The organism is Rhodanobacter sp. GW835-FHT13D09, from assembly GCF_058793995.1.
On sequence record NZ_JBXAGL010000013.1, the window covers coordinates 76418 to 100841 of the forward strand.

Here is a 24424-nt window from a genome sequence, read left to right on the forward strand (position 1 = left end):
GGTACCATCGGCGCTGCACGCAAGCGCGAAGCGTCGGATCGTGACGTGGTGGCTTGCGATGAAAACGTTACGTTAGCACCCTGTGGGCCACTGCCACGCCACCCCCTTTCCCATGCCGAGGTCGTCCATGTCCCGTCGCACGCCGTATCTGCTTGCCAGCGCCATCGCCCTCGCCGTCATGGCCGGCACGGCCGCCGCGGAACAACCGTCGACACGGCCGTGGATGGACGCCGCGCTGTCGCCCGATGCGCGCGCCGCCTTGGTGGTGCAGGCGATGACCACGGACGAGAAGTTCCAGCTGATCACCGCCCGCTACGGCAGCGGCTCCGACGGTCGGCCGATGCCGGCCGGCGCGCTGGGTTCGGCGGGCTTCGTGCCGGCGCTGACGCGGCTGGGCCTGCCGGCGCTGCAGGAGACCGACGCGGGGCTGGGCGTGGCGCGCCCGCTCAACGCCCACAGCAGCGATGGCGCCACGGCGTTGCCCTCCGGGCTGGCGACGGCGGCCAGCTGGGACCCGGCGGTGGCCGAGGCCGGCGGCGCGATGATCGGCCTCGAGGCCCACCGCAAGGGCTTCAACGTGCTGCTGGCCGGCGGCGTCAACCTGCTGCGCGATCCGCGCAACGGCCGCAATTTCGAATACGCCGGCGAGGATCCGCTGCTGGCCGGCATCATGGTCGGCCACACGGTGCGCGGCGTGCAGTCGCAGCACGTGGTGTCCACGGTCAAGCACTACGCCGTCAACGACCTGGAAACCGCCCGCAACACGATGAACGCGAAGCTCGATCCGGTCGCCGCGCGCGAATCGGACCTGCGCGCGTTCGAGATCGCGCTCGGCGTCGGCGAGCCGGGCTCGGTGATGTGCGCCTACAACCGCATCAACGGCACCTATGCCTGCGAGAACGAGTGGCTGCTCGACCAGGTGCTCAAGCACGACTGGGGCTTCAAGGGCTTCGTGATGTCCGACTGGGGCGCGGTGCACAGCGCGGCGAAGTCGGCGCTGGCCGGGCTCGACCAGGAATCGGCCGGCGAGACATTCGACCCGCAGGTCTACTTCGACGGGCCGCTGCGCGAGGCGATCGCCAGGGGCGAGGTGCCGCAGGCGCGGCTGGACGACATGGTGCAGCGGATCCTGCGCAGCCTGTTCGCGGTCGGCGCGATCGACCACCCGGCCGAACCGGCGCCGATCGACTACGCCGCCGACGCGAAGGTGGCGCAGGATGCCGCCGAAGCCGGCGCGGTGCTGCTGCGCAACCAGGACAGGCTGCTGCCGCTGGCGGCAACGCTGAAGTCGGTGGCGGTGATCGGTGCGCACGCCGACAAGGGCGTGCTGGCCGGCGGCGGCTCGTCGGCGGTGACCGCGCCGGACGGCAACCCGGTGGTCGGCCTGGCGCCGACCGCGTGGCCCGGACCGGTGAAGTACCACCCGTCCGCGCCGCTGGCGGCGATCGCCCGGCGCGTGGGCGGGAACGCCCGCTACGCGAGCGGCGCCGACATCGAGGCCGCGGCGAAGCTGGCCGCGTCGTCCGAGGTGGCGGTGGTGTTCGTGCAGCAGTGGGCGGCCGAGTCGTTCGACCGTCCGGGCATGGCGCTGGACGGCAACCAGGACGCGCTGGTCGCCGCCGTCGCCAAGGCCAACCCGCACACCGTGGTGGTGCTGGAGAACAACGGCCCGGTGGCGATGCCGTGGCTGGCGCAGACGGGGGCGGTGCTGGAGGCGTGGTATCCGGGCGGCGCCGGCGGCGAGGCGATCGCGCGGCTGCTGTTCGGCGAGGTCGATCCGTCCGGCCGGCTGCCGCTCAGCTGGCCGCGCGACGAGTCGCAGCTGCCGCGCCCGGCCATCGCCGGCGCCGGCCTGGCCGAGATCGGCCTGCCGCCGCAGGGCCAGCCCGCCGACACGGTCGACTACGACATCGAGGGCGCCGACGTCGGCTACCGCTGGTTCCAGCGCCGCGGCAGCGAGCCGCTGTTCCCGTTCGGCTACGGCCTCGGCTACACCACCTTCGGCTACGGCCCGCTGGCCGTCGCCACGGATGGCGCCGGCACGGTGACGGCGTCGTTCACGGTCACCAACACCGGCCGGCGCGCCGGCGCCGACGTGCCGCAGCTCTACGCGCGGCTCCACGGCGACGCGGCATCGCGGCTGGTCGGCTGGGAGAAGGTGTCGCTGCAGCCGGGCGAGACGAAACGGATCCGCCTTACCCTGCCGGCGGTGCGCTTCGCGCGCTACGACGAGCGCAACCACGGCTGGCGCGTCGAGGCCGGCACCGGCCACCTGCTGCTCGGCCATTCCTCGGCGCAGATCGAGCAGCAGGCGAAATGGCGCTTGCCCGGCGTCTTTCCCGCCGGCATGCAGCGTTAGCCTGGTCGCGGTCCGCTTTCACAAAATGGCCGGTCGTATGACAATACGTTGACGACGCGGTGTCGGAGTGGGCCGCACTGCGGTCGTCCATTCCCCCGACAAAAGGACCGACCATGCGCGCTGTCACCTCGCTGCGTCCCGCCGTACTTGCTGCCTGCCTTGCCGCCGCACTGGCGCCGGTCGCCGCCGCGGCGCAGGCCGCTGCACCGGCTAGGCCGCAGGCCGCCAAGGCCACCGAACTGCAGACGGTGAACGTCACCGCCTCGAAGCGGGTGGAGAACATGCAGAAGGTGCCGATGGCGCTGACCGTGCTGACGCCGGACAAGCTGGAGGCGTTCGGCCAGTCCGGCGACACTGTGCTGCAGCTCGCCTCGCGCGCGCCGAGCGTGTATGCCGAGACCTCCTACGGCCGCGAGTTCCCGCGCTTCTACATCCGCGGCCTGGGCAACAGCGACTTCGACCTCAACGCCTCGCAGCCGGTGTCGATGGTGTACGACGACATCGTGCAGGAGAACCCGATCCTGAAGGGCTTCCCGTTGTTCGACCTGGCCCAGGTCGAAGTGCTGCGCGGCCCGCAAGGCACCCTGTTCGGGCGCAACTCGCCGGCCGGCGTGATCAAGTTCGAGTCGGTGCGGCCCAGCCAGGAAACCAGCGGCTATGCCCGCCTCTCCTACGGCTCGCTCGGCACCGCGAACGCCGAGGCCGCGCTGGGCGGCGCTCTGGGCGGCCACTGGTCCGGCCGCATCTCGGCGCTGGCGCAGCACCGCGACGGCTGGATCGACAATACCTACACCGGCCAGAAGGACGTGCTGGGCGGCTACAACGACCGCGCCGTGCGGCTGCAGGCGCTGTACGAGGACGGCGGCTTCAGCGCGCTGCTCAACGGCCACGCGCGCTGGCTGGACGGCAGCGCGATGGTCAACCGCGCCAATGCGATCGAGCTGGGCAGCCCCAGCTTCATGCCCGGCTTCGACCGCTACAAGGTAGCGCAGGACGGCCGCAACAAGCAGCACCTGTTCAGTTGGGGCAGCAACCTGCACCTGGCGTGGAACCTGGGCGACACCACCTTCACCTCGATCACCGGGCTGGAGCATGCCACCACCTACTCCCTCGGCGACGTCGACGGCGGCTACGGCGCGGTGTTCCATCCGCCGATGGGCCCGGGCTTCATCCCGTTCCCGGTCGAGACCGCCGATGCGCTGCCGCACGACCGCCAGATCACACAGGAATTCCGCCTCGCCAGCAACGGGCAGAACAAGCTCAACTGGCAGGTCGGTGCCTACTGGTTCGACGAAGACATCGCGATCAGCAACTTCGACTACGCCACCTTCAACAATCACGCGCTGGACGGCTACGCCAGGCAGACCCAGCGCACCAAGGCGTGGGCGCTGTTCGGCTCGGCCAACTACCAGCTCGCCGACGACTTCGAGCTGCGCGCCGGCGCGCGCTGGTCGCACGACTCGCGCGACTTCAAGGTGGACCGCGTGCTGTCGCCGATCGGCGGCGGCCCGCTGCAGCTGACCGCGCAGCCGCACGACGCACGCTGGAGCGGCGACCTAACCGGCACCTGGACGCTGAATCCGAACGTCAACGTCTACGCGCGTGTCGCCAACGGCTTCCGTGCGCCCAGCGTGCAGGGCCGCGTGCTGTTCGCCGACTTCATCTCGCAGGCCAAGCCCGAGACGATCACCAGCTACGAGCTGGGCGTGAAGACCACCGGCATGGACAACCACGTGCGCTTCAACGCGGACGTGTACGGCTACAACATGCACAACCAGCAGCTCACCGCGGTGGGTGGCGACATCAACGTCACCCGCCTGATCAACGCGAAGAAGACCCAGGGCTACGGCGCCGAGTTCGACCTGGAGGCCTACCTCACGCCGAACTTCGTGCTCACCGCCGGCGGCAGCTACAACTTCACCAAGCTGAAGGACCCGGGGCTGGCGGTGGCGGTGTGCGGTTCCGGCTGCACCGTGCTCGATCCGCGCGACGCCGCGGGCAACGCGCTGGTCGACGGCAACACCCTGCCGAACGCGCCGAAGTGGATCGGCACGCTCACCGCGCGCTATGGCATTCCCTACGGCGAGAGCGGCGAGTTCTTCGTCTATACCGACTGGAACTACCGCAGCGAGGTGAACTTCTTCCTGTACGACTCGGCCGAGTTCAAGGGCAAGGCGCTGCTGGAAGGCGGCGTGCGGCTGGGCTACAACTGGGACTACGGCCGCCGCGAGGTCGCCCTGTACGGCCGCAACATCACCGACAAGCGGGCGATCACCGGCGCGATCGACTTCAACAACCGCACCGCCTTCGTCAACGACCCGCGCATCATCGGCGTGGAATTCCGCGCCGAGCTGTAAGTCGTACCCGGCCGCGCCGACGCCCGGCGCGGCCGGGCAGCGCATCGCCCGCGCCGCGGCCCGGGTCTGCCATGCACGCGGCGGGCGGCCATGCCAAGATGCAGGCCGGCCGCTGCCCGCGAGGATGCCGAGGGGGAGTCCGCCTCACGGAACATTGATGCCTGCACCGGCACGGACCCCGGCCCGCCGGGATCCGTGCCGACCCCTACGGCACGCGCGGCGGCGCCGGACCCGAAAAACGGACGCGAAACCACCCATGCACGCGGCATTGCAGAACCGTCCTGCGGACGGCACCGAACCCACGTCCTGGCTCGACCTGGCCGACGGCCAGCGGCTGTTCCTGCGCGACTGGCCGCTGCCGCAGGCGCGCGGCGCGGTGCTGCTGGTGCACGGGCTGGGCGAACACAGCGGCCGCTACCGGCGCCTGGCGGCGTGGTTCAACCAGCGCGGCTACGCCGTGCGCGGCTACGACCAGCGCGGCCACGGCCAGACCCCGGGCGGCCGCGGCCGGCTGCGCCACGGCGACGACCTGGTGGAGGACCTCGCCACCGTCTACAACGATTACGCCAGCGGCCTGCCGCATCCGCCGCTGCTGCTCGGCCACAGCATGGGCGGGCTGGTCGCGCTGCGTGCGGCGCTGGATGGCCGCGTTGCAGCGCCGGCGCTGCTGCTGTCCTCGCCGGCGCTGCGCAGCTGGGAGTCGCCGCGGATGATCGCCCTGGCGCGGCTGCTGAGCCGCGTCGCACCGAGCCTGTCGCTGCGCAACGGGCTGGACGTCGACAAGCTGTCGCACGATCCGCAGGTGATGACCGACTACCGCGCTGATCCGCTGCAGCACGGCTGGATCACGCCGCGGCTGGCCGATTTCATCTTCCGCGCCGGTGCCGCGTGCATCGCCGACGCCACCCGCCTGGCGCAGCCGACCCTGCTGCTGGTGGCGGACAGCGACGAGCTGGTGGACCCGTCCGGCAGCCGCGAGTTTGCCCGCAAGGCGGCCGCGACCGGCCGGCTGACCACGCGCTTCTTCTCGACGCTGTACCACGAGCTGTTCAACGAGGCCGAGCCCGGGCGCGGCCAGGTGCTGATGCAGCTGGGCGACTGGCTGGGCCGGCAGACGCCGGAGTGACATCGGCGCAGGCCGGGCGGCACGGAGCCCGACCCTGCGGCAGCCCGGCCCGCACACCAGCACCGCACCGGCCTGCAGCGGCGCGTTCAGCGCCTTGCCGGTGAACGTGACGCACTGAACCGGCGCCACGCCGCGAACCGCCGGCCGTCGGCGTTGTCTGAACGGACGCGGGAGAAGACTGGAAACCGGTCCGCCGCGCCCCCATCCACGCCGCCGAGCCGCACGAGACAGCATCGACCCGGTGGTCCATGATGCGGCACATTCGCGTACAACCCGGAGTTTCGATGCGCATTCTGCTGGCCGAGGACGACCTGTCCATTGCCGAAGGCATTCGTGCCTCGCTGCGGCACGGCGGTCATGCGGTGGACCACGTGGTCAACGGCGGCCTCGCCGATGCGGCCCTGCGCGACCACGACTACGACCTGCTGGTGCTGGACCTCGGCCTGCCCGTGCTCGACGGCAGCGAGGTGCTGCAGCGCCTGCGCAACCGCGGCACCGGCTTGCCGGTGCTGGTGATCACGGCGCGCGACGGCCTGCCCGACCGCGTGCGCGTGCTCGACCTGGGCGCCGACGACTACCTGGTCAAGCCGTTCGAGCTGGCCGAGTTCGAGGCGCGCGTGCGGGCGCTGTTGCGGCGAGCCAGCAGCCAGGGCAAGCCGGAGCTGCAACTCGGCCGGCTGCGGCTCGACCTGCCCGGGCATCGTGCCTGGGTCGACCAGACGCCGCTGGAGCTCACCGCACGCGAGTTCGGCCTGCTGGAGGCGCTGGCGCTGCGCGCCGACCGGGTCACCAGCCGCGCGCAACTGGTCGAGGCGCTGTGCGACTGGGACCAGGACCTGACCGACAACGGCCTCGACATCGCCATCCACCGCCTGCGCCGCAAGCTGGACGGCAGCGGCACCGGCGTGCGCACGATCCGCGGGCTGGGCTACCTGCTGGAAGAGCTTGCCGAAGAAGGCAGCGGGTCGGCATGAAGCGGTCGTCGCCCTTGCGCCCCAGCCTGCGTCGCCGGCTGCTGGTATTCCTGCTGATCCCGATGGCGGTACTGCTGCTGCTGGATGCGCTGCTGAGCTACGGCGTGGCGCTGACCTACGCCAACCGGGTGCATGACCGCGACCTCGGCGGCGATGCGCTGACGCTGGCCAAGATGCTCGGCAAGGATCCGCAGGCCGGCGGGCTGACGCCGCAGGCGCGCTTCCTGCTCGAATACGATCCGGTCGGTCGCAGCTATTTCAGCGTGAGCAGCTCCCGGCACGGCCTGCTGGCGGGCGACGGCCGGCTGGCGCGACCGGTGGCCGCGTTGGTGCCCGACGCCACGCCCACCCTGTACAACACCCGCCTGGACGGGCACACCCTGCGCGCGGCGGACGTGCGGGTGACTCCGGCGGACGACCCCGGCGACAGCCTCACCATCGTCGTCGCCGAGACCTTGCGCGACCGCCACGAGCAGGCGCGCGAGATCCTGCTGTTGGCGGTGGTCATGCAGACCTTCCTGATCGCCTGCGTGCTGTCGCTGGTCTGGTTCGGGGTCAGCCGTGGTCTGCGCGTGCTCGAACCGCTGACCGCGCGGCTGGCCAGCCGCGCGGACGAACTGGCGCCGATCGACGGTCCCGACGTGCCGCAGGAGATCCAGCCGTTGACCCGCACCATCGACGCGCTGTTCGGTCGCCTGCGCGGCATGCTGGCCCTGCACGACCGCTTCATCGCCGATGCCGCGCACCAGTTGCGCACCCCGCTGGCGGGGCTGAGCCTGCACGTTGACCGCGCGCTCGCCGACCCGCGGCCGGAGACGCTGTCCGACGCCTTCGACCACATCCAGCGACTGACCCGGCGGGCCGCGCGCACCTCCTCGCAGCTGCTCGCGCTGACCCGTGCGCAGGCGGCTCCGGCGGACACCGGCGATTACCGCCTGCTCGATCTCGCCAGGCTGATCCCCGAGGCAGTGTCGCAACGCGTGTACGAGGCGATCCGCGCCGGTGTCGACCTCGGCTACGAGGGTCGTCAGGAGCCGCTGTACATCCTCGGCGACGCGGCCGGCCTGCAGGACCTGCTGGACAACCTGATCGACAACGCCGTGCGCTACGCCGGCCGCGGCAGCGACATCACGGTGCGGCTGCAGGCGCGGGACGGCGGCGGCGCCACCCTCAGCGTCGAGGACAACGGGCCGGGCGTGCCGACGGAACTGCTGCCGCGGTTGAGCGAGCGTTTTTTCCGTGTCGGCGGCAGCCAGGAGCAGGGCAGCGGACTCGGCCTCGCCATCGTCCAGCGCATCGCCGGGCGCCATCATGCCGAGGTCGTCTTTCGAAATGGGCAGGAATGCGGCCTGCGTGTGGACGTACACTTTCCACCCCCACCGGCTGCCTTGACCTCCACCGCATGACCGCGTCCCGCGCGACCCCCACTCCACTGTCGTCCGGAGGAAGCAGGATTTCACGGCGGCGACACGCGCGGGTATCCTTGCCATCTACCGACGCATGCGCCTTCCGCGAGGCGTCGTCATGGAATCCGTCTACCGTGCCACCCCGATCGATCAAGGCCATTTCCGGCAATCACCTGCGTAGCGGCCTGCTCGGTGCGCTGCTCTGCGGGCTGGCCGGTTGCGCCGCCCCGCTGCCGAAGCTGGCGCCGCCGGTGCCGGCGCAGTGGCAGCATGCGACCGCCGCGCAGCCGGCCCCGGCGACCGACCTGCATGGCTGGTGGCATGCCTTCGACGATGCCGGGCTCGATGCGCTGGTCGATCGCGCGCTGGCCGACAACCTGGACGTGGCGCAGGCGGTCGAGCGCATGCGCGCGGCGCGGATCCTGCGCAAGCATTCCGGCGCGCGCTACCTGCCGAGCCTGGTCGCGCGCACCAACGATGCGATCGACCCCGACGCCAGCGCCTCGTACTTCGTCGCCGGCTTCGATGCCACCTGGGAGCTGGGCCTGTTCGGCCGCGCCGAAGGCACCCGGCGCCAGTCGCAGGGCGAACTGGACGCCAGCCTCGCCGACCTGCAGGCCGCCCGGGTCAGCCTGGTCGCCGAAGTGGTGCGCGAGTGGATCGGCCTGCGCACCGCCCAGCAACAGGAACAGCTGCTGCTGCAGGTAAGCCAGGCGCGCCAGCACGCATGGGAGCTGGTGCAGGCGCGCGAGCACCTGCAGCTGGCCGCGCCGAGCGCGGTGGACCAGGCCCAGGCCGTCTTTGCGCAGGCGCAGGCCGCGCTGGCCGCGCCGCGCCAGGCGATCGACGCCAGCGCGCAGCGGCTGGCCGTGCTGCTCGGCCGCAACCAGCCCGATCCGGCCTGGCTGTTGGCCGGCCCGCCGCCCGAAGTGGGCAGCTGGCGGATCGACGGCACCCCGGCCGACCTGTTGCGCACGCGACCGGAGATAGCACGCGCCGAGGCCGACGTGCTGCGCGCCGCCGGCGAGCTGGCGCTGGCCCATGCCGACATGTATCCCAGCATCGGCCTGGGCGCCTCGATGGTGTGGGCCGCCGACATCAACAACAACCACCGTTTTTCCACCACGCCCAACGGCATCGCGTCGGTGGGGCCGATGATCAACATCCCGCTGTTCGACTGGGGCATGCGGGTGGCGGCCAAGCACGCCAGGGACCACCAGCTGAAGGCCAGCGTGCTGGCCTACCGGCAGGCCGTGCTGCAGGGCGTGGCCGAAGTGGAGACCGCGCTCGGCAGCCTGCAGCAGCAACAGCAGCGTGAGCAGCACAGCAAGCTCGCCTGGCAGGCGCTGCAGCGCGTCGAGCAGACCGTGCAGAAGCGCGTCGGACTGCGCCTCGGCAGCCCGCTCGACAGCGTCGAGAGCCAGGTCGCCGCGGATCAGGCCGCGCTGGAGCTGGCCGATGCACGCGCCAGCCACAGCCTGGCCTACGTGGCGCTGTTCAAGGCGCTGGGCGGCGCGCCGCGGCCGAGCGCCCCGGCGCCGGACGCATCGCCTGCGCCGGTTGCCGCCGGGCAGGCGAACCGCTGATGGTCGCCCTCGCGCGCAAGACCCTGGTCTACGAGTGGCGGCGCTTCCTGCCGGCGATCCTGGCGGTCGGCTTCGCCGGCCTGCTGCAGCTGCTGCAGATCGCGCTGGTGCTGGGCATCTTCGGCAGCACCAGCCTGTATATCACCGGATCGTCGGCCGATGTGTGGGTGGGTTTTCCCGGCACGCAGAGCGTGAGCCTGGGCCGCACGATCAACGCCGACCTGCAGTCGCGCATCCTGATGGACCCGGCCGTGCAACGGGTCGAACCGTACCTGTGGGTCGACGGCGACTGGCGCGGTGCACACGAAACCGGCGGCGTGTCGGTGTTCGTCTCCGGCATCGACACCCGCGCCGACGGCCTGATGTATTCCAGGGTGCTGTCGCCGGCCCTGCGCGCGCGGCTGGCCGAGCCGGACGCGATCGTGATCGACCGCTCCGCCATGGACCAGCTCGGCGTGGATATCGGCCAGACCGCCACCATCAACGGCCGGCGGGTGCGGGTGGTCGGCATCAGCACCGGCCTGCGCGCGCTGGGCGGGGTCAACGTGCTGTGCTCGCTGGATACCGCGCGCCAGCTGGACAACGATCCGAGCGACAACGGTCCGACCTACCTGGTCGCGAAGCTGCGCGATCCGGCCCAGGCCGAAGCGGTGGCCGCGCGCCTGCGTGGCGACACCGCGTTCGGCCCGTACACCGCGTGGAGCGCCCGCGATTTCGCCAATATCTCGGTGCACTACTGGTTGTTCGACACCGGCGCCGGCGCCGGCGTGCTGTTCCTGGCCGGCATCGTGTTCCTGGTCGGCGCGGCGATCACCAGCCAGACCCTGATCGCCGCGGTCAACGGCTCGGTGCGCGAGTACGCCACGCTCAACGCGCTTGGCGTGGGCGTGGGCGCCCTGCGCAAGGTAGTGCTGGAGCAGGCGTTCTGGGTCGGCGCGCTGGGTCTGCTCGGCGCCAGCGTGCTCGGCATCGTGCTGATGCTGCTGGCGCGCAGCCAGGATGTGCCGGTGGTGCTGAACGTGACGGCGGCGCTCGCCTGCATCGTCCTGGTGATGGGCCTCGCCGCCGTCTCCGGACTGGCCGCGATGCGCAGCCTGCGCCGCGCCGATCCCGCCAACCTGCTGAGATGACCGCGATGCCCGCCACCACCGCCGAAGCCGCGCGCGCACCGTCGCTGCAGGCCCAGAACGTCAGCAAGGCGTTCGTCTCGGGCAACCAGCGCACGCAGGTGCTGGACGGCCTCAGCCTCAGCATCGAGGCCGGCGAGCTGACCCTGATCTCCGGCCCGTCCGGTTGCGGCAAGAGCACCCTGCTGGCGGTCCTCAGCGGCCTGCAGAAGGTCGACGGCGGCCGCGTCTGCGCGCTCGGCAGCGAGCTGGGCCAGCTCGACCTGCGCGCGCTGGAGCGGTTCCGCCTGCAGCACACCGGCTTCGTGTTCCAGGGCTTCAACCTGTTCCCCGCGCTGAGCGCGTTCGAGCAGGTCGAGCTGCCGCTGAACCACATGGGCCTGTCGCGCGACGAGGCGCGCTACCGCGCGCAGCAGTCGCTGGAGGAGGTCGGCCTGGCGCACCGCATGCGGCTGCGCCCGTCCGAACTGTCTGGCGGCGAGAAGCAGCGCGTGGCGATCGCCCGCGCGCTGGCCAAGCGGCCGGAGCTGCTGTTCGCCGACGAGCCGACCAGCGCGCTGGACGCCGCCAACGGCCAGGTCATCATCGACATCCTGCATCGCATCGCGCGCACCCACGGCACCACGGTGCTGTGCGTCAGCCACGATCCGCGCCTGGTCGTCCACGCCGACCGCGTGCTGGCGATGGAGGACGGCCGCATACTCAGCGACCGGCGCAGCGAGGCGCCGGCCATCGACAGCCACGGAAATCCTTCATGAAACCGCTCCTGTCCCATCCGTCGCAACGCCCTGCCGTGTCCCGCTGGCTCCGGCTCGGCTCGCTGGCCCTGTGCAGCACCTGGCTGGCCGCGGGTTGTTCACGCCCGGCCGCGCCGGCCGGTCCCGCCGCCGGCCCGGTCGCCGCCTATGCCGCCGTGGCGCGCGGTCGCATCGACGTCGAAGGCGGGCTGCTGAGCCTGTCGATGCCGCGCGAGGGCGTGCTCGCCAAGGTTGCGGTGCACGAGGGCGATCATGTCCGGCAGGGCCAGCTGCTGGCCGCGCTGGACGACGAGCCGGCCCGGCTGGCCGTCGATGCCGCGCAGGCGCAGCAGGAACAGGCGCAGGCACAGCTGAAGCTGCTCGGCATCAAGCAGGCGGCGGCGAAGCAGCGCGCGCAGCGGCTGGCCGCAGCGGTGGCCGCCGGTGCCGGCGACGGGCAGAGCGCCGACGACGCCAGCGAGGCCGCCGCGCAGCTCGATGTGGAGCAGCAGGCGGCCCGCGCGGCGCTGGACATGGCCAGCCAGAAGCTGGGTGAAGCCCGCTACGAGCTGAAGCAGCGCAGCCTGGTCGCCCCGTTCGACGCCGAGGTGGTGCGCGTGTCGGCGCAGCCCGGCGCCAGCGTGTCGCCCGTCTCCGGCGCGGTGTTCACCCTGCTGCCGCAGAAGCCGCGGATCGTGCGCGCGGAACTCAACGACAGCTTCGTCGGCGCGATCCAGCCCGGCATGGCGGCGAAAGTCAGCGCCGACAACGGGCGCGCCGGCGAGTCCTGGAACGCGCACGTGCTGCGCGTCGGCAAGGTGTACGGCCCGGCCACGCTGGAGAACGACCCGCAGGTGCGCGCCAACGCCCGCACGGTGGAATGCGTGCTGGCGTTCGACCAGCCCGGCTCCGGGCAGAGCCCGGACCTGCGCATCGGCCAGCGCGTGATCGTGCGTTTCAGCAAGGCGCCGCCCACCGCAGCGGCCGCGAAAGACTGAGGAAACCGCCAGCTGCGATCATGCCGTGCATGAAAATGGCCGCGACTCATTCCCGCCAGGCAAACACGTGATCCAGCAGACTGACTTCTTCTTCGAGGGCGGCCGCAGCGGCGTGCTGCTGATCCACGGCCTCACCGGCACGCCGATGGAAATGAAGCTGCTCGGCAAGGGCCTCAACCGCGCCGGCTTCACCGTGCACGGCATGCAGCTGGCGGGCCACTGCGGCAACGTCGAGGACCTGCTCGCCACCGGCTGGCGCGACTGGTACGCCAGCGTGGAGCAGGCTGCCGACGCGCTGCTGGAAAAGGTCGACCACCTGTTCGTCGGCGGCCTCTCGATGGGCGCGCTGCTGGCGCTGAAGCTGGCCGCCGACCGCCCCGGGCAGGTCGCCGGCGTCGGCGTGTACGGCGCCACCTTCCGCTACGACGGCTGGAGCATCCCGCGGATGGCGCGGCTGTCGTTCCTGCTGCCGCTGCTGAAGAAGCTCGGCATCGGCCGCGACCGCAGCTTCATGGAGCAGCCGCCCTACGGCATCCGCGACGAGCGCCTGCGCGCGCAGGTCAGCACGGCCATGCTCGGCGGCGACAGCGCCGCCGCCGGCCTGCCCGGCAACCCGTGGTACTCGCTGGCCGAGATGTACCGGCTGGCTGCCGACGTGCGGCGCCGGCTGCCGCAGGTGACCGCGCCGTGCCTGGTCGCCCACGCCAGCAACGACGACGTGGCCAGCCCGAAGAACGCCGAACTGGTGCTGCGCCATGTCGCCGCGCCGACCGAGCTGCTGCTGCTGCAGGACAGCTACCACATGATCACCATCGATCGCGAGCGGCGCACCCTGATCGACCGCTCGGCGGCGTTCTTCGAGCGCGTGGCCGAGGCCGGCGCCCCGCGCGCCGCGGCCTGACATGGCGGAGACGGGCGCCGTCACCCCGCTGATCGCGGTCCTGTGGCTGCTCAACGTGCTGCTCGATACCACCGGCCAACTGGCGTTCAAGGCCGCCGCCGGCGACCCCGCCGCCGGCGACGGGCTGGCGCGCTGGCTGTACATGGCGCGGCGGCCGTGGATCTGGCTGGGCATCGGCAGCTACGTGCTGGAATTCCTGGTGTGGATCGCCTTCCTCTCGCTGCTGCCGCTGTCGCGCGCGATCCTGCTTGGCTCGATCAACATCGTGGCGGTGATGGTGGCCGGGCGGCTGCTGTTCGGCGAGAAACTCACCCGCCTGCGCGTGGCCGGCATCGTGCTGGTGACGCTGGGTGTGGCGATCGTGGGGATGGGCGGATGAGGCACGGCTGGTTCTATCTGATCGGCTTCCTGCTGCTGGTGGCGTTCGATTCGGTGGGCGCGATCAGCTTCAAGTACGCCGGCATGCACGCGCTGCCGGTGGAGGCCAACACCGCCTGGCTGCTGCGCCTGTTCGGCCGGCCGTGGGTGTACGGCGCGGTGCTGGGCTACATCGGCGCGTTCTTCACCTGGATGACCCTGCTCAAGCGCGCGCCGATCGGCCCCGCCTTCGCCGCCTCGCACCTGGAGGTGGTGTCGGTGATGCTGCTGTCGGTGTGGCTGTTCGACGAGCACCTCGACGCGCCCCGCGTGCTCGGCGCGCTGGCAATCCTCGCCGGCATCGTCTGCCTGGGCCTGGCCGAGGGCCGCGAGCAGGCGCCGCCCGCCGGGGACGCGCCGGCGCGCGGCTGAGCGCGGTCGGCCACGCTGCGCGCATGCTGCCCCGTCGCCACCACGAACTGCCACCCACCGCGGGCCTGCCGCTGCGGCCGACTGATCTGCGCCCGGGCGCGCCGACGCTGGCCGATGACGTCGCCGCGCTGCTCGGCACGCCGCCGCTGCAGCTCACCTGCTCCGGCACCGCTGCACTGCTGATCACGCTGGCGACGCTGCGCGAGGCGCAGCCGCAACGCCGCCGCGTGGTGGTCCCCGCCTACACCTGCCCGCTGGTGGCGCTGGCGGTGCACCAGGCCGGGCTGGAGCTGCAGCTGTGCGACCTGCGTCCGGGCCACTACGACATGGACCCGGCCGCGCTGCGCGCCGCTTGCGACGAACGCACGCTGGCGATCGTGCCCACCCACCTGGCCGGTCGCGTCGCCGATGTCGACGACGCGCTTGCCGTCGCGCGCCAGATCGGCGCGTACGTGATCGAGGATGCCGCCCAGGCCCTGGGCGCGCGCCGCGCCGGCAGCAGCGTGGGATTGGCCGGCGACGTCGGTTTCTTCAGCCTTGCCGCCGGCAAGGGCCTGTCGATCTACGAAGGCGGCCTGCTGCTGGCGCGCGACCCGGCGCTGCGCGAACGGCTGGCGCGTACCGCAGCGCGCATCGCTCCGTACAACCTGCGCTGGGAGCTGCGCCGCAGCCTCGAACTGCTCGGCTATGCCGCGCTGTATCGTCCGCGCGGCCTGCGCCTGGCCTACGGCGATCCGCTGCGCCGCGCGCTGCGCCACGGCGACGAGGTCGCCGCGGTCGGCGATGACTTCGCGCTGCCGTTGCCGCTGCACGCGGTGGGCCGCTGGCGCCGGGCGGTGGGCGCGCATGCCGCGGTGCGCCTGCCGGCCTTCCTCGGGCAGCTGTCGGCGCAGGCGCAGCGCCATCTGCCGCGGCTGCGCCGCCTCCCCGGCGTCAGCCTGCTCGACGACCCTGCCGGCGCGCGCGGCAACTGGCCGTTCTTCCTGCTGCTGCTGCCCGACCGGCGCCGCCGCGATGACACGCTGGCGCAGCTGTGGCAGGCCGGCCTCGGCGTCAGCCGCCTGTTCATCCACGCCTTGCCCGACTATCCCTACCTCGCCGGCATGGTGCCGCCACAGGACGTGCCGCACGCCCGCGACTTCGCCGGGCGCAGCCTCACCATCGGCAACAGCCCGTGGATGACCGACGCGGACCTCGAGGCGATCTGCGGGGTGCTCGAACGCGGTTGAAGCGGCCGCGGCATGTTGTCGCACCGCGGACAATTCACACGCACGAAATCTTCCACCCGCCAGAATACCGCGCCGGTTCGCCGGCGCCCGCATTTGGGCGGCGGCGACGGTTCCGCGCGGTTCCCGCGCAGTTTTCAGGGGTTGGCATGACGGCAGCACAGCGTACGGGCATCGTTGGCAGGTTTCGCGAGAACCCGCACCTGCAGGCAATCGCGGCGCTGATCCTGCTGTTGCCGCCGGTGTTCTTCCTGTTTCCGGTGCCGATCGACGAGACGCGCTACCTCGCGGTGGCGTGGAACATGCACCTGAGCGGGCGGTGGCTGGTGCCGTGGCTGGACGGTGCGCCGTATTCGGACAAGGCGCCGCTGCTGTTCTGGCTGATCAATCTGGCCTGGTCGGTGACCGGCGTGCATGCCTGGGCGGCGCGCCTGCTGGAGCTGCTCGTCATGCTGGCCACGCTCCCGCTGCTCGCCTCGCTCGGCCGGCGGCTGGGCGTCGGGCGGGCGGCCGTGCAGGCCTCGCTGTGGCTGTGGCTGGGCTGTGCCGCCGGCGCGATATACGCGGGCGTGCTGATGTTCGACATGCTGCTCACGCTGTGCACGCTGGCGGCGTGGCGGGCCACGCCAGCACTGGCCAGTCGGCGCTGGCCGCTCGCCGTGGCGGCGCTGGCCGTGGCGCTGGGTGCAGGGATCCTGGTCAAGGGTCCAGTCGCGCTGCTGGTGGGCGGCGTGCCGGCACTGCTGGCGCCGTGGTGGCTGCCGCAGGCGCGGCCGCTGGCGACCTGGCTGCGGCTGCTCGCGGCCCTGCTCGGCGCCGTGTTGCTGGCGCTGGCCTGGGCGCTGCCCGCCGCCAGGGCGGGCGGCGCGCAATATGCGGACGCGATCTTCCTGCACCAGACGGTGGGGCGCGTGGTGCAGAGCTTCGCGCATGCCCGCCCCTGGTGGTGGTACCTGCCGATCCTGCCGGCGATGCTGCTGCCGTGGGTGGCCGCGGTCGGACGCGGCGCGGCCGCATCGGCTCCCGCCGGCGGGGCGCTGGATCGCTTCGTGGTAGCCGCGTTCGTGCCCGGTTTCGTCCTCTTCAGCCTGATCAGCGGCAAGCAGCCGCACTACCTGCTGCCGCTGCTGCCGGCGCTGATCCTGGCCGGCGGCGTTCGTCTCGGCGCCGGCTGCTGGCGTGTGGTCGGCTGGCGGGTCGGGCTGGTGCTCGCGCTCATCGGCATTGCCGTGGCGATCGGGCTGGGCCGGCTGGCGGTCGATAGCGCCGGCCGCGCCGGAGCGGTCGCCTGCGGCGTGCTCATCGTCGTCGTCGGCTTGTGCTACGTGTGGCAGCGGGCGCAGTCGCTGCCGGTGGACACCGCCGCGCTCGGCATGCTGGCGGCGCTGCTGCTGTGCAAGCTTGCCTTTCTGCTCGGCGCCGGCCCCCGCTACGACGTCGCGGCGGCGGCGCGGCGCGTGGCCGCCGCGCAGCAGGCGGGCGTTCCGCTGCTGTTCGCCGGGCCGCAGTACGGCCTGCTCACCTTTGCCGGGCGGCTGACCGCGCCGATCCCGATGACCACCGACCCGGCCGCCGTCGCGGCGTGGGCGCGCGCGCATCCGCAAGGGTGGGTGATCAGCGGCGAACCGGGCTACCAGTACCCGGCCACGCCGCTGTACCGGCAGCCGTATCGCGACGGCAGCCTGAGCATCTGGCGTGCCGGCGACATCGCCGGGACGGCTGCGGTGGCGCCGGCGGATCCTCCGCGCGGCTAGGCCGCCTGGCCCGAGCGCGCGGCGATCGCCTGCAGCAGTTCGAGGTTCAGCGCGTGCTGCTGCGCCTGCCAGCCGGCGAGCTGCGCGGTGTCCACCGCAGGCTGCTCGTCCATCGCGGAGAGCCGGCGCTTCCACCAGCTGCGGTAGCGGTAGTGCGAGATCTCGCCGTTGATGTCGCTGCCGACCAGGCCGTGGCGCAGGCTGCCGATCAGCGCCTGCGCGTGGTCGAGCTGCAGTCGGCCCTGGTCCCAGTTGGTGCGCGCCACTTCGGGCGCGAACACGTCCTTGTCGATCGTCAGGTAGCTCGGCGCGGCCTGCGTGCGCTGGTATCCGACAAACGCGTCGACCAGCGCCGCGGGCGTGTCGAAGCCGCGGAACGCCCGCGCCAGTCCGAGCCGGCGCGCCCAGCCGGTATCCACGCCGATGCTCCAGTAGCTCAGCTTGCCGCGCCACAATGGGGCGAGGTAGTTCTCCCAGGCGTGGCCGCCGCCGATGTCGGGCGAGGTGATGCCGAGCACGTGCACGTGGCTGACCTGCGGCAGCAACGCCACCCGGCGCACCCACGAGCCGCAGTGCACGCCGAACGGGAAGCGCATGTTGTCCGGGTGGTTGTCCAGCACTACGACCTGGAACGGCGCGGCCGGCCGCAGCCGCGCGATCAGCGGCCAGCTGAGGTGGTGGAAGTCGCCGCTGCCCAGGAACACGGTGCCGTACTCGGCCGGCAGCAGCTCGTCCAGCATGGTGCGGAAACGGCGCAGGTCCGCCAGCGGACAGCCGAAGCGGATCGACTCCTGCCAGTGCTCCAGCGGCAGCACCAGCCGGCCGGGCAGGGGCCCGACCGAGCGGTCGATGTCGAGCACGACGGGACGGTTCGCGAGGTCATTCATCGGCGGTTTCCGCGGCCGCCTGCCAGTGGCGGTCGCTCTCGAAATGGCTGCCCAGCCGGCGCAGCAGCGCGCGCAGCAGGGGGTTGCGCGCGTACACCGCATGGCGGGTGAAGGTCATGCGGGCGCCGAGGAAGGATTTCACCTCGGGATCGGTCCAGCCGGCCACGTAGTGGCTCAGGCCGCGCTCGCGCGCGTAGCCGAGGTTGTGCATCCAGCTCACGAAGTAGAGGTTGTGCTCGCGCGCCGCGGGGTAGGCGAAGCCGATGTACTTGTCGATCAGCTTGCCGCCGTGCTCGTAGCAGAGGTTCCAGCCGATCATCTCGCCGGCGTGGCGGTAGACGAACACCACGCCGCCACCGGCCGCGTCCTGCAGCAGCAGGCGGAAGAAGGCCGGGCTCAGGCGATCGAAGTGGATCTCGCTCTGTGCGTATACGTTGTCGAACAGCGCGTAGAACGCCGCCAGCGTCGCCTCGTCGCGGAAGCAGGCGTCGCCGGTGCGCAGCGTCCCGATCTCCAGCCCGGCGCGCGAGCGCAGCTTGCGCCGGATGTTCTTGCGCCGGCCGGACGACAGCCGGGCCAGGTACTCGTCGTCCGAGCCGAAGTCGATCGGCACCCAGGCCAGCGCCTGGCCTTCCAGCAGCACGAAGCCCTCCGCCGCGCAGGCCTGGGCGAAGGCGCGCGCGTGGGCGTTCGCCGCGTCGTCCAGCAGCGGCGAATCCTGCGCGATGTCCTTCACGATCAGCAGCCGGCACTCGTTGCCGAAGGCCGCCTTCAGCCCGTACGCCAGCGTCGCCGGCGCCACCTGCGGCGGCAGCGGCGCGTACTCGGTCACGGTGGTGCCCGCGAAGCGGGTGCGCCAGCGCAGCAGCCGGCTCCAGTGGCGGTACAGCGGCAGCGCGGCCACCCGCCGGCGCAGCGCGTCGTCGGCCGTGGTCAGCAGGTCGAACGGCGCCACGAAGGCCGGCATGCCCTGCGGCGAATGGTCCACCGCAAAGCCCAGCGGCGGCTCCAGCATGAACGCCGCAAGCAGCGCGTCCGGCTCCAGTTGCGAAATGAAAGGCATGAGTAAGCGAGTTTGCCTAGACTTGTGACAGCTAGCCTGCGTGAGGCACCTTGCGCCAGCCTTCCATTGTTGCCTGTCACCAAGGACCCTGTCATGACCGCATCGACCCAGCAGCAAGTCTTCGAGATCATCGCGACACAGGCCAAGATCGACGTGGCGACGATCAAGCCCGAATCCACCCTGAAGGACCTCGGCATCGCCTCGCTGGAGGCGATCGAGCTGATCTTCGACATCGAAGAGCACTTCGACATCACCTTCCCCGACCAGCAGGGCGCCAATTTCGACAGCGATACCGCGCAGAGCCTGGTCGACGCCGTGCAGAAGGCGCTGGACGAAAAGGCCGCCGCCGGCGAGGGCGCGAAGTGATGCAAGGCCGTCCGCTACGCCGCGTCGCGATCACCGGGATGGGCGCGATCAGCCCGCTCGGCGTCGGTGCTGGCGCGCTGTGGCAGGGCCTGCGCGAGGGCCGCAGCGCGATCGGCCCGCTGCAGCATGTCGATGCCGGGCGGCTGCGCGTGAAGGTCGCCGCGCAGGTGCCCGCCAACTTCGACCCGGCGGCGAACATCGACGAGCGCACCCTGCCGATGCTCGACCGCACCTCGGAATTCGCGCTGCACGCGGCGCGCGAGGCGGTCACGCAATCCGGGCTGGATTTCGCCAGCGACGGACTCGGCCTGCGCACCGCGGTGATCGTCGGCACCGGCGTGGGCGGCGAGACCACCCAGGACGAGCAGAGCCGGCGGCTGTACGCGGAGAACTCCAACCGCGCGCATCCGCTCACCATCGTGCGGCTGATGACCAACGCCTCGGCCAGCCAGATCAGCATCGCGTACGGCTTGCGCGGCCCCACCTTTGCGGTCGCCAGCGCCTGCGCCTCGGCCAACCACGCGATCATCCAGGCCGCGCAGATGATCCGTTGGGGCCTGGCCGACGTGGCCATCACCGGCGGCACCGAGGCCTGCCTTACCTACGGCGCGCTGCGTGCCTGGGAAGCGATGCGCGTGCTGGCCGACGATACCTGCCGCCCGTTCAGCGCCAACCGGCGCGGCCTGGTGCTCGGCGAGGGCGCCGGCATCTTCGTGCTGGAATCCATGGAGCATGCGCAGGCCCGCGGCGCCGCCATCCTCGCCGAACTCGCCGGCAGCGGCATGACCGCCGACGCCACCGACATCGTGATGCCCAGCGCGGAAGGCTCGTCCACTGCGATGCGCCAGGCGCTGGACGACGCCGGCCTCGCGCCGCAGGACGTCGATTACATCAACGCCCACGGCACCGGCACCCAGGCCAACGACGTCACCGAGACGAAGGCGATCCGCCTCGCCTTCGGCGCGCACGCCGACCGCCTCGCGGTGTCCTCCACCAAGTCCATGCACGGCCACGCACTGGGCGCCTCCGGCGCGCTGGAGCTGGTCGCCGTGATCGGCGCGCTGCGCGACAACGTGGTGCCGCCCACCGCCAACCTGGACCAGCCCGACCCGGCCTGCGACCTCGACTACGTGCCGAACGCGGCGCGCGAGATGCCGGTACGGGCGGTGCTCAGCAACTCGTTCGCGTTCGGCGGGCTGAACGCGGTGCTGGCGTTGAAGCGGGCGCCCTGAGCGGCGGCGCTCCAAACTAGCCTTCCCTTCACTCGTCATTCCTGCGAAGGCAGGAATCGCACTTCACCCGTCGCGCAAGACGACGAATGCCCTGTAGGAGCGCGCTCGCGCGATGCTCTTGCTTTTGAAGCTCTCGCTCTCTCCCAAATAGCACACATAAGCAAGAGCATCGCCCGCGAGCGGGCTCCTACAAAGTTATTCGTTGCCGGGCGAAGTGCGATGCCTGCCTTCGCAGGCATGACGGGTGTGAAGGTGCGATGTCTGCGTTCGCGGGCATGACGGGAAGAGGGAGAAAGTCGCGGGTATGAAAAAGGCCCGGCAGTCGCCTGCCGGGCCTTTCATCCACACTGCGCGAATCAGCCCTTCTTGGCCTTGGTCAACAGCTGATCCAGCAGGCTCATCGCCAGATCGATCTCCTCGTGGGTGATGTCCAGCGAGGGCGCGAAGGTGATCACGTTCTTGTACCAGCCGCCCACGTCGAGCACGAGGCCGATCTTCTTGCCGTTATGTTCGAGGTCGCCGGCGAGGCCGATGTCGACCATCTTGTCGAGCAGCGCCTTGTTCGGGGTGAAGCCGTCCTCGGTGCAGATCTCGGCGCGCAGGGCGAGGCCGAGGCCGTCGACGTCGCCGATTTCCTTGTGCTTCTTCTGCAGCCCGCGCAGGCCTTCGAGGAAGTGCGCGCCCTTCACCGGCACGGTCTTCTCGTAGTCCAGCTCGTAGCCCATCTTGATGACTTCGAGGCCCAGCGAGGTGCCCAGCGGGTTGGAGTTGAACGTGGAGTGGGTGGAGCCCGGCGGGAAGATGGTCGGGTTGATCAGCTCCTCGCGCGCCCACAGCCCGGACAGCGGGTTCAAGCCGTTGGTGAGCGCCTTGCCGAACACGATCACGTCCGGGGTCACGCCGAAGTGCTCGATCGACCACAGCTTGCCGGTACGCCAGAAACCCATCTGGATTTCGTCCGACACCATCAGGATGCCGTACTTGTCGAGCACCTTCTTCAGGCCCTTGAAGAAATTCATCGGCGGCAACACGTAACCGCCGGTGCCCTGGATCGGCTCGACGTAGAACGCGGCGTACTCGCACTGGCCGGTCTTCGGGTCCCACACGCCGTTGTACTCGGTCTCGAACAGGCGCTCGAACTGGCGCACGCAGCTGTCGGAATACTCTTCCGGCGTCATGCCCTTCGGGCGACGGAACGGATACGGGAACGGCAGGAACATCGCGCGCTCGCCGAAGTGGCCGAAGCGGCGGCGGTAGCGGTAGCTCGAGGTGATCGACGAGGCGCCCAGGGTGCGGCCGTGGTAGCCGCCCTCGAAGGCGAACATCAGGCTCTTGCCGTTGCTGTAGTTGCGCACCAGCTTCAGCGAGTCCTCGATCGCCTGCGCGCCGCCCACGTTGAAGTGCACGCGGCCGTCGAGGCCGAACTTCTTCTTCGCGTCCAGCGCCACCGTCTTGGCCAGCTCGATGCGGGTCTGGTGCAGGTACTGGCTGGCCACCTGCGGCAGCACGTCGATCTGGCGCTTCAGCGCGTCGTTCAGGCGCTTGTTGCCGTAGCCGAAGTTGACCGCCGAGTACCACATCTGCAGGTCGAGGAACGGCGTGCCGGCGGTGTCGAACATGTAGCTGCCTTCGCCATGGCGGAAGATCTTCGGCGGATCGACGTAGTGCACGGTGTCGCCGAAGGAGCTGTACTTCGCCTCATCGGCGAGCAGTTGCGCGTCGTCGATGAAACCGACGGCGTTCTTGTCGATGTTCATGGTCTGGATCCGGGAATCGTTGCTGGGGATGCGGTGGGAACGGGCGGGCGGCGCTGGCGGTCAGGCCGCCGCTGCCTCGTGGTAGCGCACGTGGTGGACCAGGCTGCCGTCGAGCAGGCGCGGCAGGTACTCCAGCGCGTCCTCGAAGCCGGTGATCGGCATGTAGGGGATGCCGGCGGCGCGGCAGTGCTCGATCAGGCGGTGCTTGGCGAACACGAAATCGACGCGGTCGGCCGCGCAGAAGTCGGAGGCGCCATCGCCGATCAGCAGGGTCCTGGCGCCACCCTTGCGCGCGTCGGCCACGCAGGCGCACTTGCAGGTGCCGCTGCGGCAGCCGTCCACCTGGAACGGCGAGGTGAGCTGCCACTGCTTCGGCGGGGTGGCCGGCGCCAGGTGGTTGGCGGCCAGCGGCAGGTCGTCCAGGCCGTAGCGGCCGAGGATCTGGTGGATCGCGTAGTCGAGGCCGTCACTGACGATGCGGATCGGCACGCCCAGTTCGCGCGCCTTCGCCACGAAGCCGGGGAAGGCGTGGTCGATCCACAGCTCACGCAGGTGCACGTCCAGCTCGGCGCGGGTCATCTGCAGCAGGTCGACCTGGCCGGCCATGCACTCGCGCGAACCGATGCGGCCGGCGCGCCAGTCCTGCTCCAGCACTTCCCAGCCGGGACGGCCGAAGCGGTCGAGCAGCGAGTCGATCACGTCCTCGACGGAAATGGTGCCGTCGAAATCGCACAGGATGGTCCAGCCGGAAGCAGACATCGGCAACAGCTCTGATGATGATGCTGCACAGGTTAGGTAGGCTTTCTTTCGGCCTCCTTTCCCCCGCGTCCGTGCCACGTGCCGCGGCCGAACCGCAGCTGAGCGGCGTGCGGGCACTGACAACCGCCGGCACTCCCGCGCGTTTAAGCTGCCGACCTTCCCGGCCGGTTCATCCCATGCGCTCCTACAGCCTGCCACTGCTGCTTGTCCTGCTGTGCCTGTCGCTGGCGCCGTCGGCGCGCGCCGATGGCGCCGCCACCGTGACGATCGGCGTCGGTGTGCAGCGCATGCCCCGCTGGTCCGGTGCGCGCACGTACCGCAGCGATCCGATCCCGTTCGTGGACATCGAGCTGCCGCAGGACGGCTTCAGCCTGTCCACCCTGGACGGGCTGCAGCTCGACCTGGTCCGCGGCCGGCGGCTGCACGGCGGCCTGTACGGCAACTTCCAGTGGGGCCGCGACCACGATGACCTCGGCGTGCTGGCGGGCAAGGTGCCGGCGCTGAAGCCGCGCGCCACCGGTGGCGGCTACCTGGGGTGGGATTTCACCTCGCAGCTGAACCTGAGCGCCTTCCTCAGCCACGACCTCGACGGCGCCGGCGCCTACACCGAATTGCAGGCCGAATGGGACCCGCCCATGCCCGGCCTGATGGAGCAGTCGCTGCAACTGCGCTGGCAGTCGATGAACGGCGCGGCGATGCGGCGCTTCTACGGCATCACGCCCGGCGCCGCGCAGGCGCTGGGCGTGCCGATGTGGGCGCCGGGCGCGGGCGCCCAGCAACTGGCCCTGGCCTGGGATCTGTTCCTGCCCACCAGCCGGCATACCGGCCTGGCCGCCTCGCTGGAATACGCCCGCCTGCTCGGCGCCGCCGCCGCCAGCCCGCTGGTGCGCCGCTTCGGCACGGCCAACCAGATGTCCTGCTCGCTGGCGTTCGTCTACCACCTCTAGTGGGCCGTAACGATTGAATTGGGAGTAATACGCCGTGTTGGGTCGAAGTACTTCCACTTTACGGACTTGGGTT

General features: G+C 71.0%; 21 protein-coding genes. 17 read left to right on the forward strand and 4 right to left on the reverse strand.

All coding sequences use genetic code 11. From position 1 onward, the window contains the following. Positions 1 to 127 precede the first annotated feature (127 nt). The 14 genes from AC1Q5A_RS15420 to AC1Q5A_RS15485 all read left to right on the forward strand — a co-directional run bounded on the left by AC1Q5A_RS15420 (position 128) and on the right by AC1Q5A_RS15485 (position 17340). A complete protein-coding gene (locus AC1Q5A_RS15420) occupies positions 128 to 2359 on the forward strand; it encodes a glycoside hydrolase family 3 C-terminal domain-containing protein (RefSeq protein WP_492702156.1) in 2232 nt (743 codons plus the stop codon). A gap of 113 nt (positions 2360 to 2472) precedes the next feature. Next, the gene (locus tag AC1Q5A_RS15425; protein ID WP_492702158.1) at positions 2473 to 4716 is read left to right on the forward strand and encodes a TonB-dependent receptor; all 2244 of its coding nucleotides are present in this window, start codon (positions 2473 to 2475) and stop codon (positions 4714 to 4716) included. A 256-nt stretch (positions 4717 to 4972) separates the two neighbouring features. Next, the gene (locus AC1Q5A_RS15430; RefSeq protein ID WP_492702160.1) at positions 4973 to 5842 is read left to right on the forward strand and encodes an alpha/beta hydrolase; all 870 of its coding nucleotides are present in this window, start codon (positions 4973 to 4975) and stop codon (positions 5840 to 5842) included. 284 nt (positions 5843 to 6126) lie between these two features. Further along, the gene (locus tag AC1Q5A_RS15435; RefSeq protein ID WP_114345612.1) at positions 6127 to 6816 is read left to right on the forward strand and encodes a response regulator; all 690 of its coding nucleotides are present in this window, start codon (positions 6127 to 6129) and stop codon (positions 6814 to 6816) included. Next, positions 6813 to 8222 carry a sensor histidine kinase gene (locus AC1Q5A_RS15440; protein WP_492702162.1) on the forward strand — a complete coding sequence of 470 codons (1410 nt, stop codon included), beginning with the start codon at positions 6813 to 6815 and terminating at the stop codon, positions 8220 to 8222. Before AC1Q5A_RS15435 ends, AC1Q5A_RS15440 begins: the two co-directional genes overlap by 4 nt. A 134-nt stretch (positions 8223 to 8356) precedes the next feature. Next, positions 8357 to 9808, forward strand: a complete 1452-nt coding sequence (locus AC1Q5A_RS15445; protein WP_492702164.1) for an efflux transporter outer membrane subunit — start codon at positions 8357 to 8359, stop codon at positions 9806 to 9808. After that, a complete protein-coding gene (locus tag AC1Q5A_RS15450) occupies positions 9808 to 10938 on the forward strand; it encodes an ABC transporter permease (protein WP_492702166.1) in 1131 nt (376 codons plus the stop codon). Before AC1Q5A_RS15445 ends, AC1Q5A_RS15450 begins: the two co-directional genes overlap by 1 nt. Positions 10939 to 10943: 5 nt before the next feature. Next, positions 10944 to 11693 carry an ABC transporter ATP-binding protein gene (locus tag AC1Q5A_RS15455; protein WP_492702168.1) on the forward strand — a complete coding sequence of 250 codons (750 nt, stop codon included), beginning with the start codon at positions 10944 to 10946 and terminating at the stop codon, positions 11691 to 11693. Further along, positions 11690 to 12670: an efflux RND transporter periplasmic adaptor subunit gene (locus AC1Q5A_RS15460; protein ID WP_492702170.1), complete on the forward strand. Its 981-nt coding sequence runs from the start codon at positions 11690 to 11692 to the stop codon at positions 12668 to 12670. Before AC1Q5A_RS15455 ends, AC1Q5A_RS15460 begins: the two co-directional genes overlap by 4 nt. A 67-nt stretch (positions 12671 to 12737) precedes the next feature. Continuing rightward, on the forward strand, positions 12738 to 13571 hold the full coding sequence (locus AC1Q5A_RS15465; protein WP_492702172.1) for an alpha/beta hydrolase: 834 nt from the start codon (positions 12738 to 12740) through the stop codon (positions 13569 to 13571). A 1-nt stretch (position 13572) separates the two neighbouring features. After that, complete coding sequence (locus tag AC1Q5A_RS15470; protein ID WP_492702174.1) at positions 13573 to 13950, forward strand: EamA family transporter; 378 nt, start codon at positions 13573 to 13575, stop codon at positions 13948 to 13950. Further along, positions 13947 to 14360, forward strand: coding sequence for a DMT family transporter (locus AC1Q5A_RS15475; RefSeq protein WP_492702176.1), 414 nt, complete (start codon positions 13947 to 13949; stop codon positions 14358 to 14360). The genes AC1Q5A_RS15470 and AC1Q5A_RS15475 overlap by 4 nt, the downstream gene beginning before the upstream one ends. 23 nt (positions 14361 to 14383) lie before the next feature. Then, entirely contained in the window at positions 14384 to 15589 is a 1206-nt protein-coding gene (locus AC1Q5A_RS15480) for a DegT/DnrJ/EryC1/StrS family aminotransferase (protein WP_492702178.1), read from the forward strand. 146 nt (positions 15590 to 15735) lie between these two features. Further along, positions 15736 to 17340, forward strand: coding sequence for an ArnT family glycosyltransferase (locus tag AC1Q5A_RS15485; protein WP_492702180.1), 1605 nt, complete (start codon positions 15736 to 15738; stop codon positions 17338 to 17340). Here the strand turns inward: AC1Q5A_RS15485 and AC1Q5A_RS15490 are convergent. Both AC1Q5A_RS15490 and AC1Q5A_RS15495 read right to left on the reverse strand, forming a co-directional pair. Beyond that, positions 17337 to 18227: a hypothetical protein gene (locus tag AC1Q5A_RS15490; protein WP_492702182.1), complete on the reverse strand. Its 891-nt coding sequence runs from the start codon at positions 18225 to 18227 to the stop codon at positions 17337 to 17339. The genes AC1Q5A_RS15485 and AC1Q5A_RS15490 overlap by 4 nt on opposite strands. Continuing rightward, positions 18220 to 19290 carry a GNAT family N-acetyltransferase gene (locus AC1Q5A_RS15495; RefSeq protein ID WP_492702184.1) on the reverse strand — a complete coding sequence of 357 codons (1071 nt, stop codon included), beginning with the start codon at positions 19288 to 19290 and terminating at the stop codon, positions 18220 to 18222. Before AC1Q5A_RS15495 ends, AC1Q5A_RS15490 begins: the two co-directional genes overlap by 8 nt. 93 nt (positions 19291 to 19383) lie before the next feature. Between AC1Q5A_RS15495 and AC1Q5A_RS15500 the strand changes: the two genes are divergently transcribed. Both AC1Q5A_RS15500 and AC1Q5A_RS15505 read left to right on the forward strand, forming a co-directional pair. Further along, positions 19384 to 19656 carry an acyl carrier protein gene (locus AC1Q5A_RS15500; RefSeq protein ID WP_492702186.1) on the forward strand — a complete coding sequence of 91 codons (273 nt, stop codon included), beginning with the start codon at positions 19384 to 19386 and terminating at the stop codon, positions 19654 to 19656. Further along, positions 19656 to 20888, forward strand: a complete 1233-nt coding sequence (locus AC1Q5A_RS15505) for a beta-ketoacyl-[acyl-carrier-protein] synthase family protein (RefSeq protein ID WP_492702188.1) — start codon at positions 19656 to 19658, stop codon at positions 20886 to 20888. Before AC1Q5A_RS15500 ends, AC1Q5A_RS15505 begins: the two co-directional genes overlap by 1 nt. Positions 20889 to 21244: 356 nt before the next feature. On the opposite strand, the gene AC1Q5A_RS15510 is transcribed toward AC1Q5A_RS15505, so the two are convergent. Both AC1Q5A_RS15510 and AC1Q5A_RS15515 read right to left on the reverse strand, forming a co-directional pair. Beyond that, positions 21245 to 22645 carry an aspartate aminotransferase family protein gene (locus tag AC1Q5A_RS15510; RefSeq protein ID WP_492702190.1) on the reverse strand — a complete coding sequence of 467 codons (1401 nt, stop codon included), beginning with the start codon at positions 22643 to 22645 and terminating at the stop codon, positions 21245 to 21247. A 60-nt stretch (positions 22646 to 22705) separates the two neighbouring features. Then, positions 22706 to 23404, reverse strand: coding sequence for an MtnX-like HAD-IB family phosphatase (locus tag AC1Q5A_RS15515; RefSeq protein ID WP_492702192.1), 699 nt, complete (start codon positions 23402 to 23404; stop codon positions 22706 to 22708). A gap of 176 nt (positions 23405 to 23580) precedes the next feature. Between AC1Q5A_RS15515 and AC1Q5A_RS15520 the strand changes: the two genes are divergently transcribed. After that, complete coding sequence (locus tag AC1Q5A_RS15520; RefSeq protein ID WP_492702194.1) at positions 23581 to 24351, forward strand: MipA/OmpV family protein; 771 nt, start codon at positions 23581 to 23583, stop codon at positions 24349 to 24351. Positions 24352 to 24424: the final 73 nt, after the last annotated feature.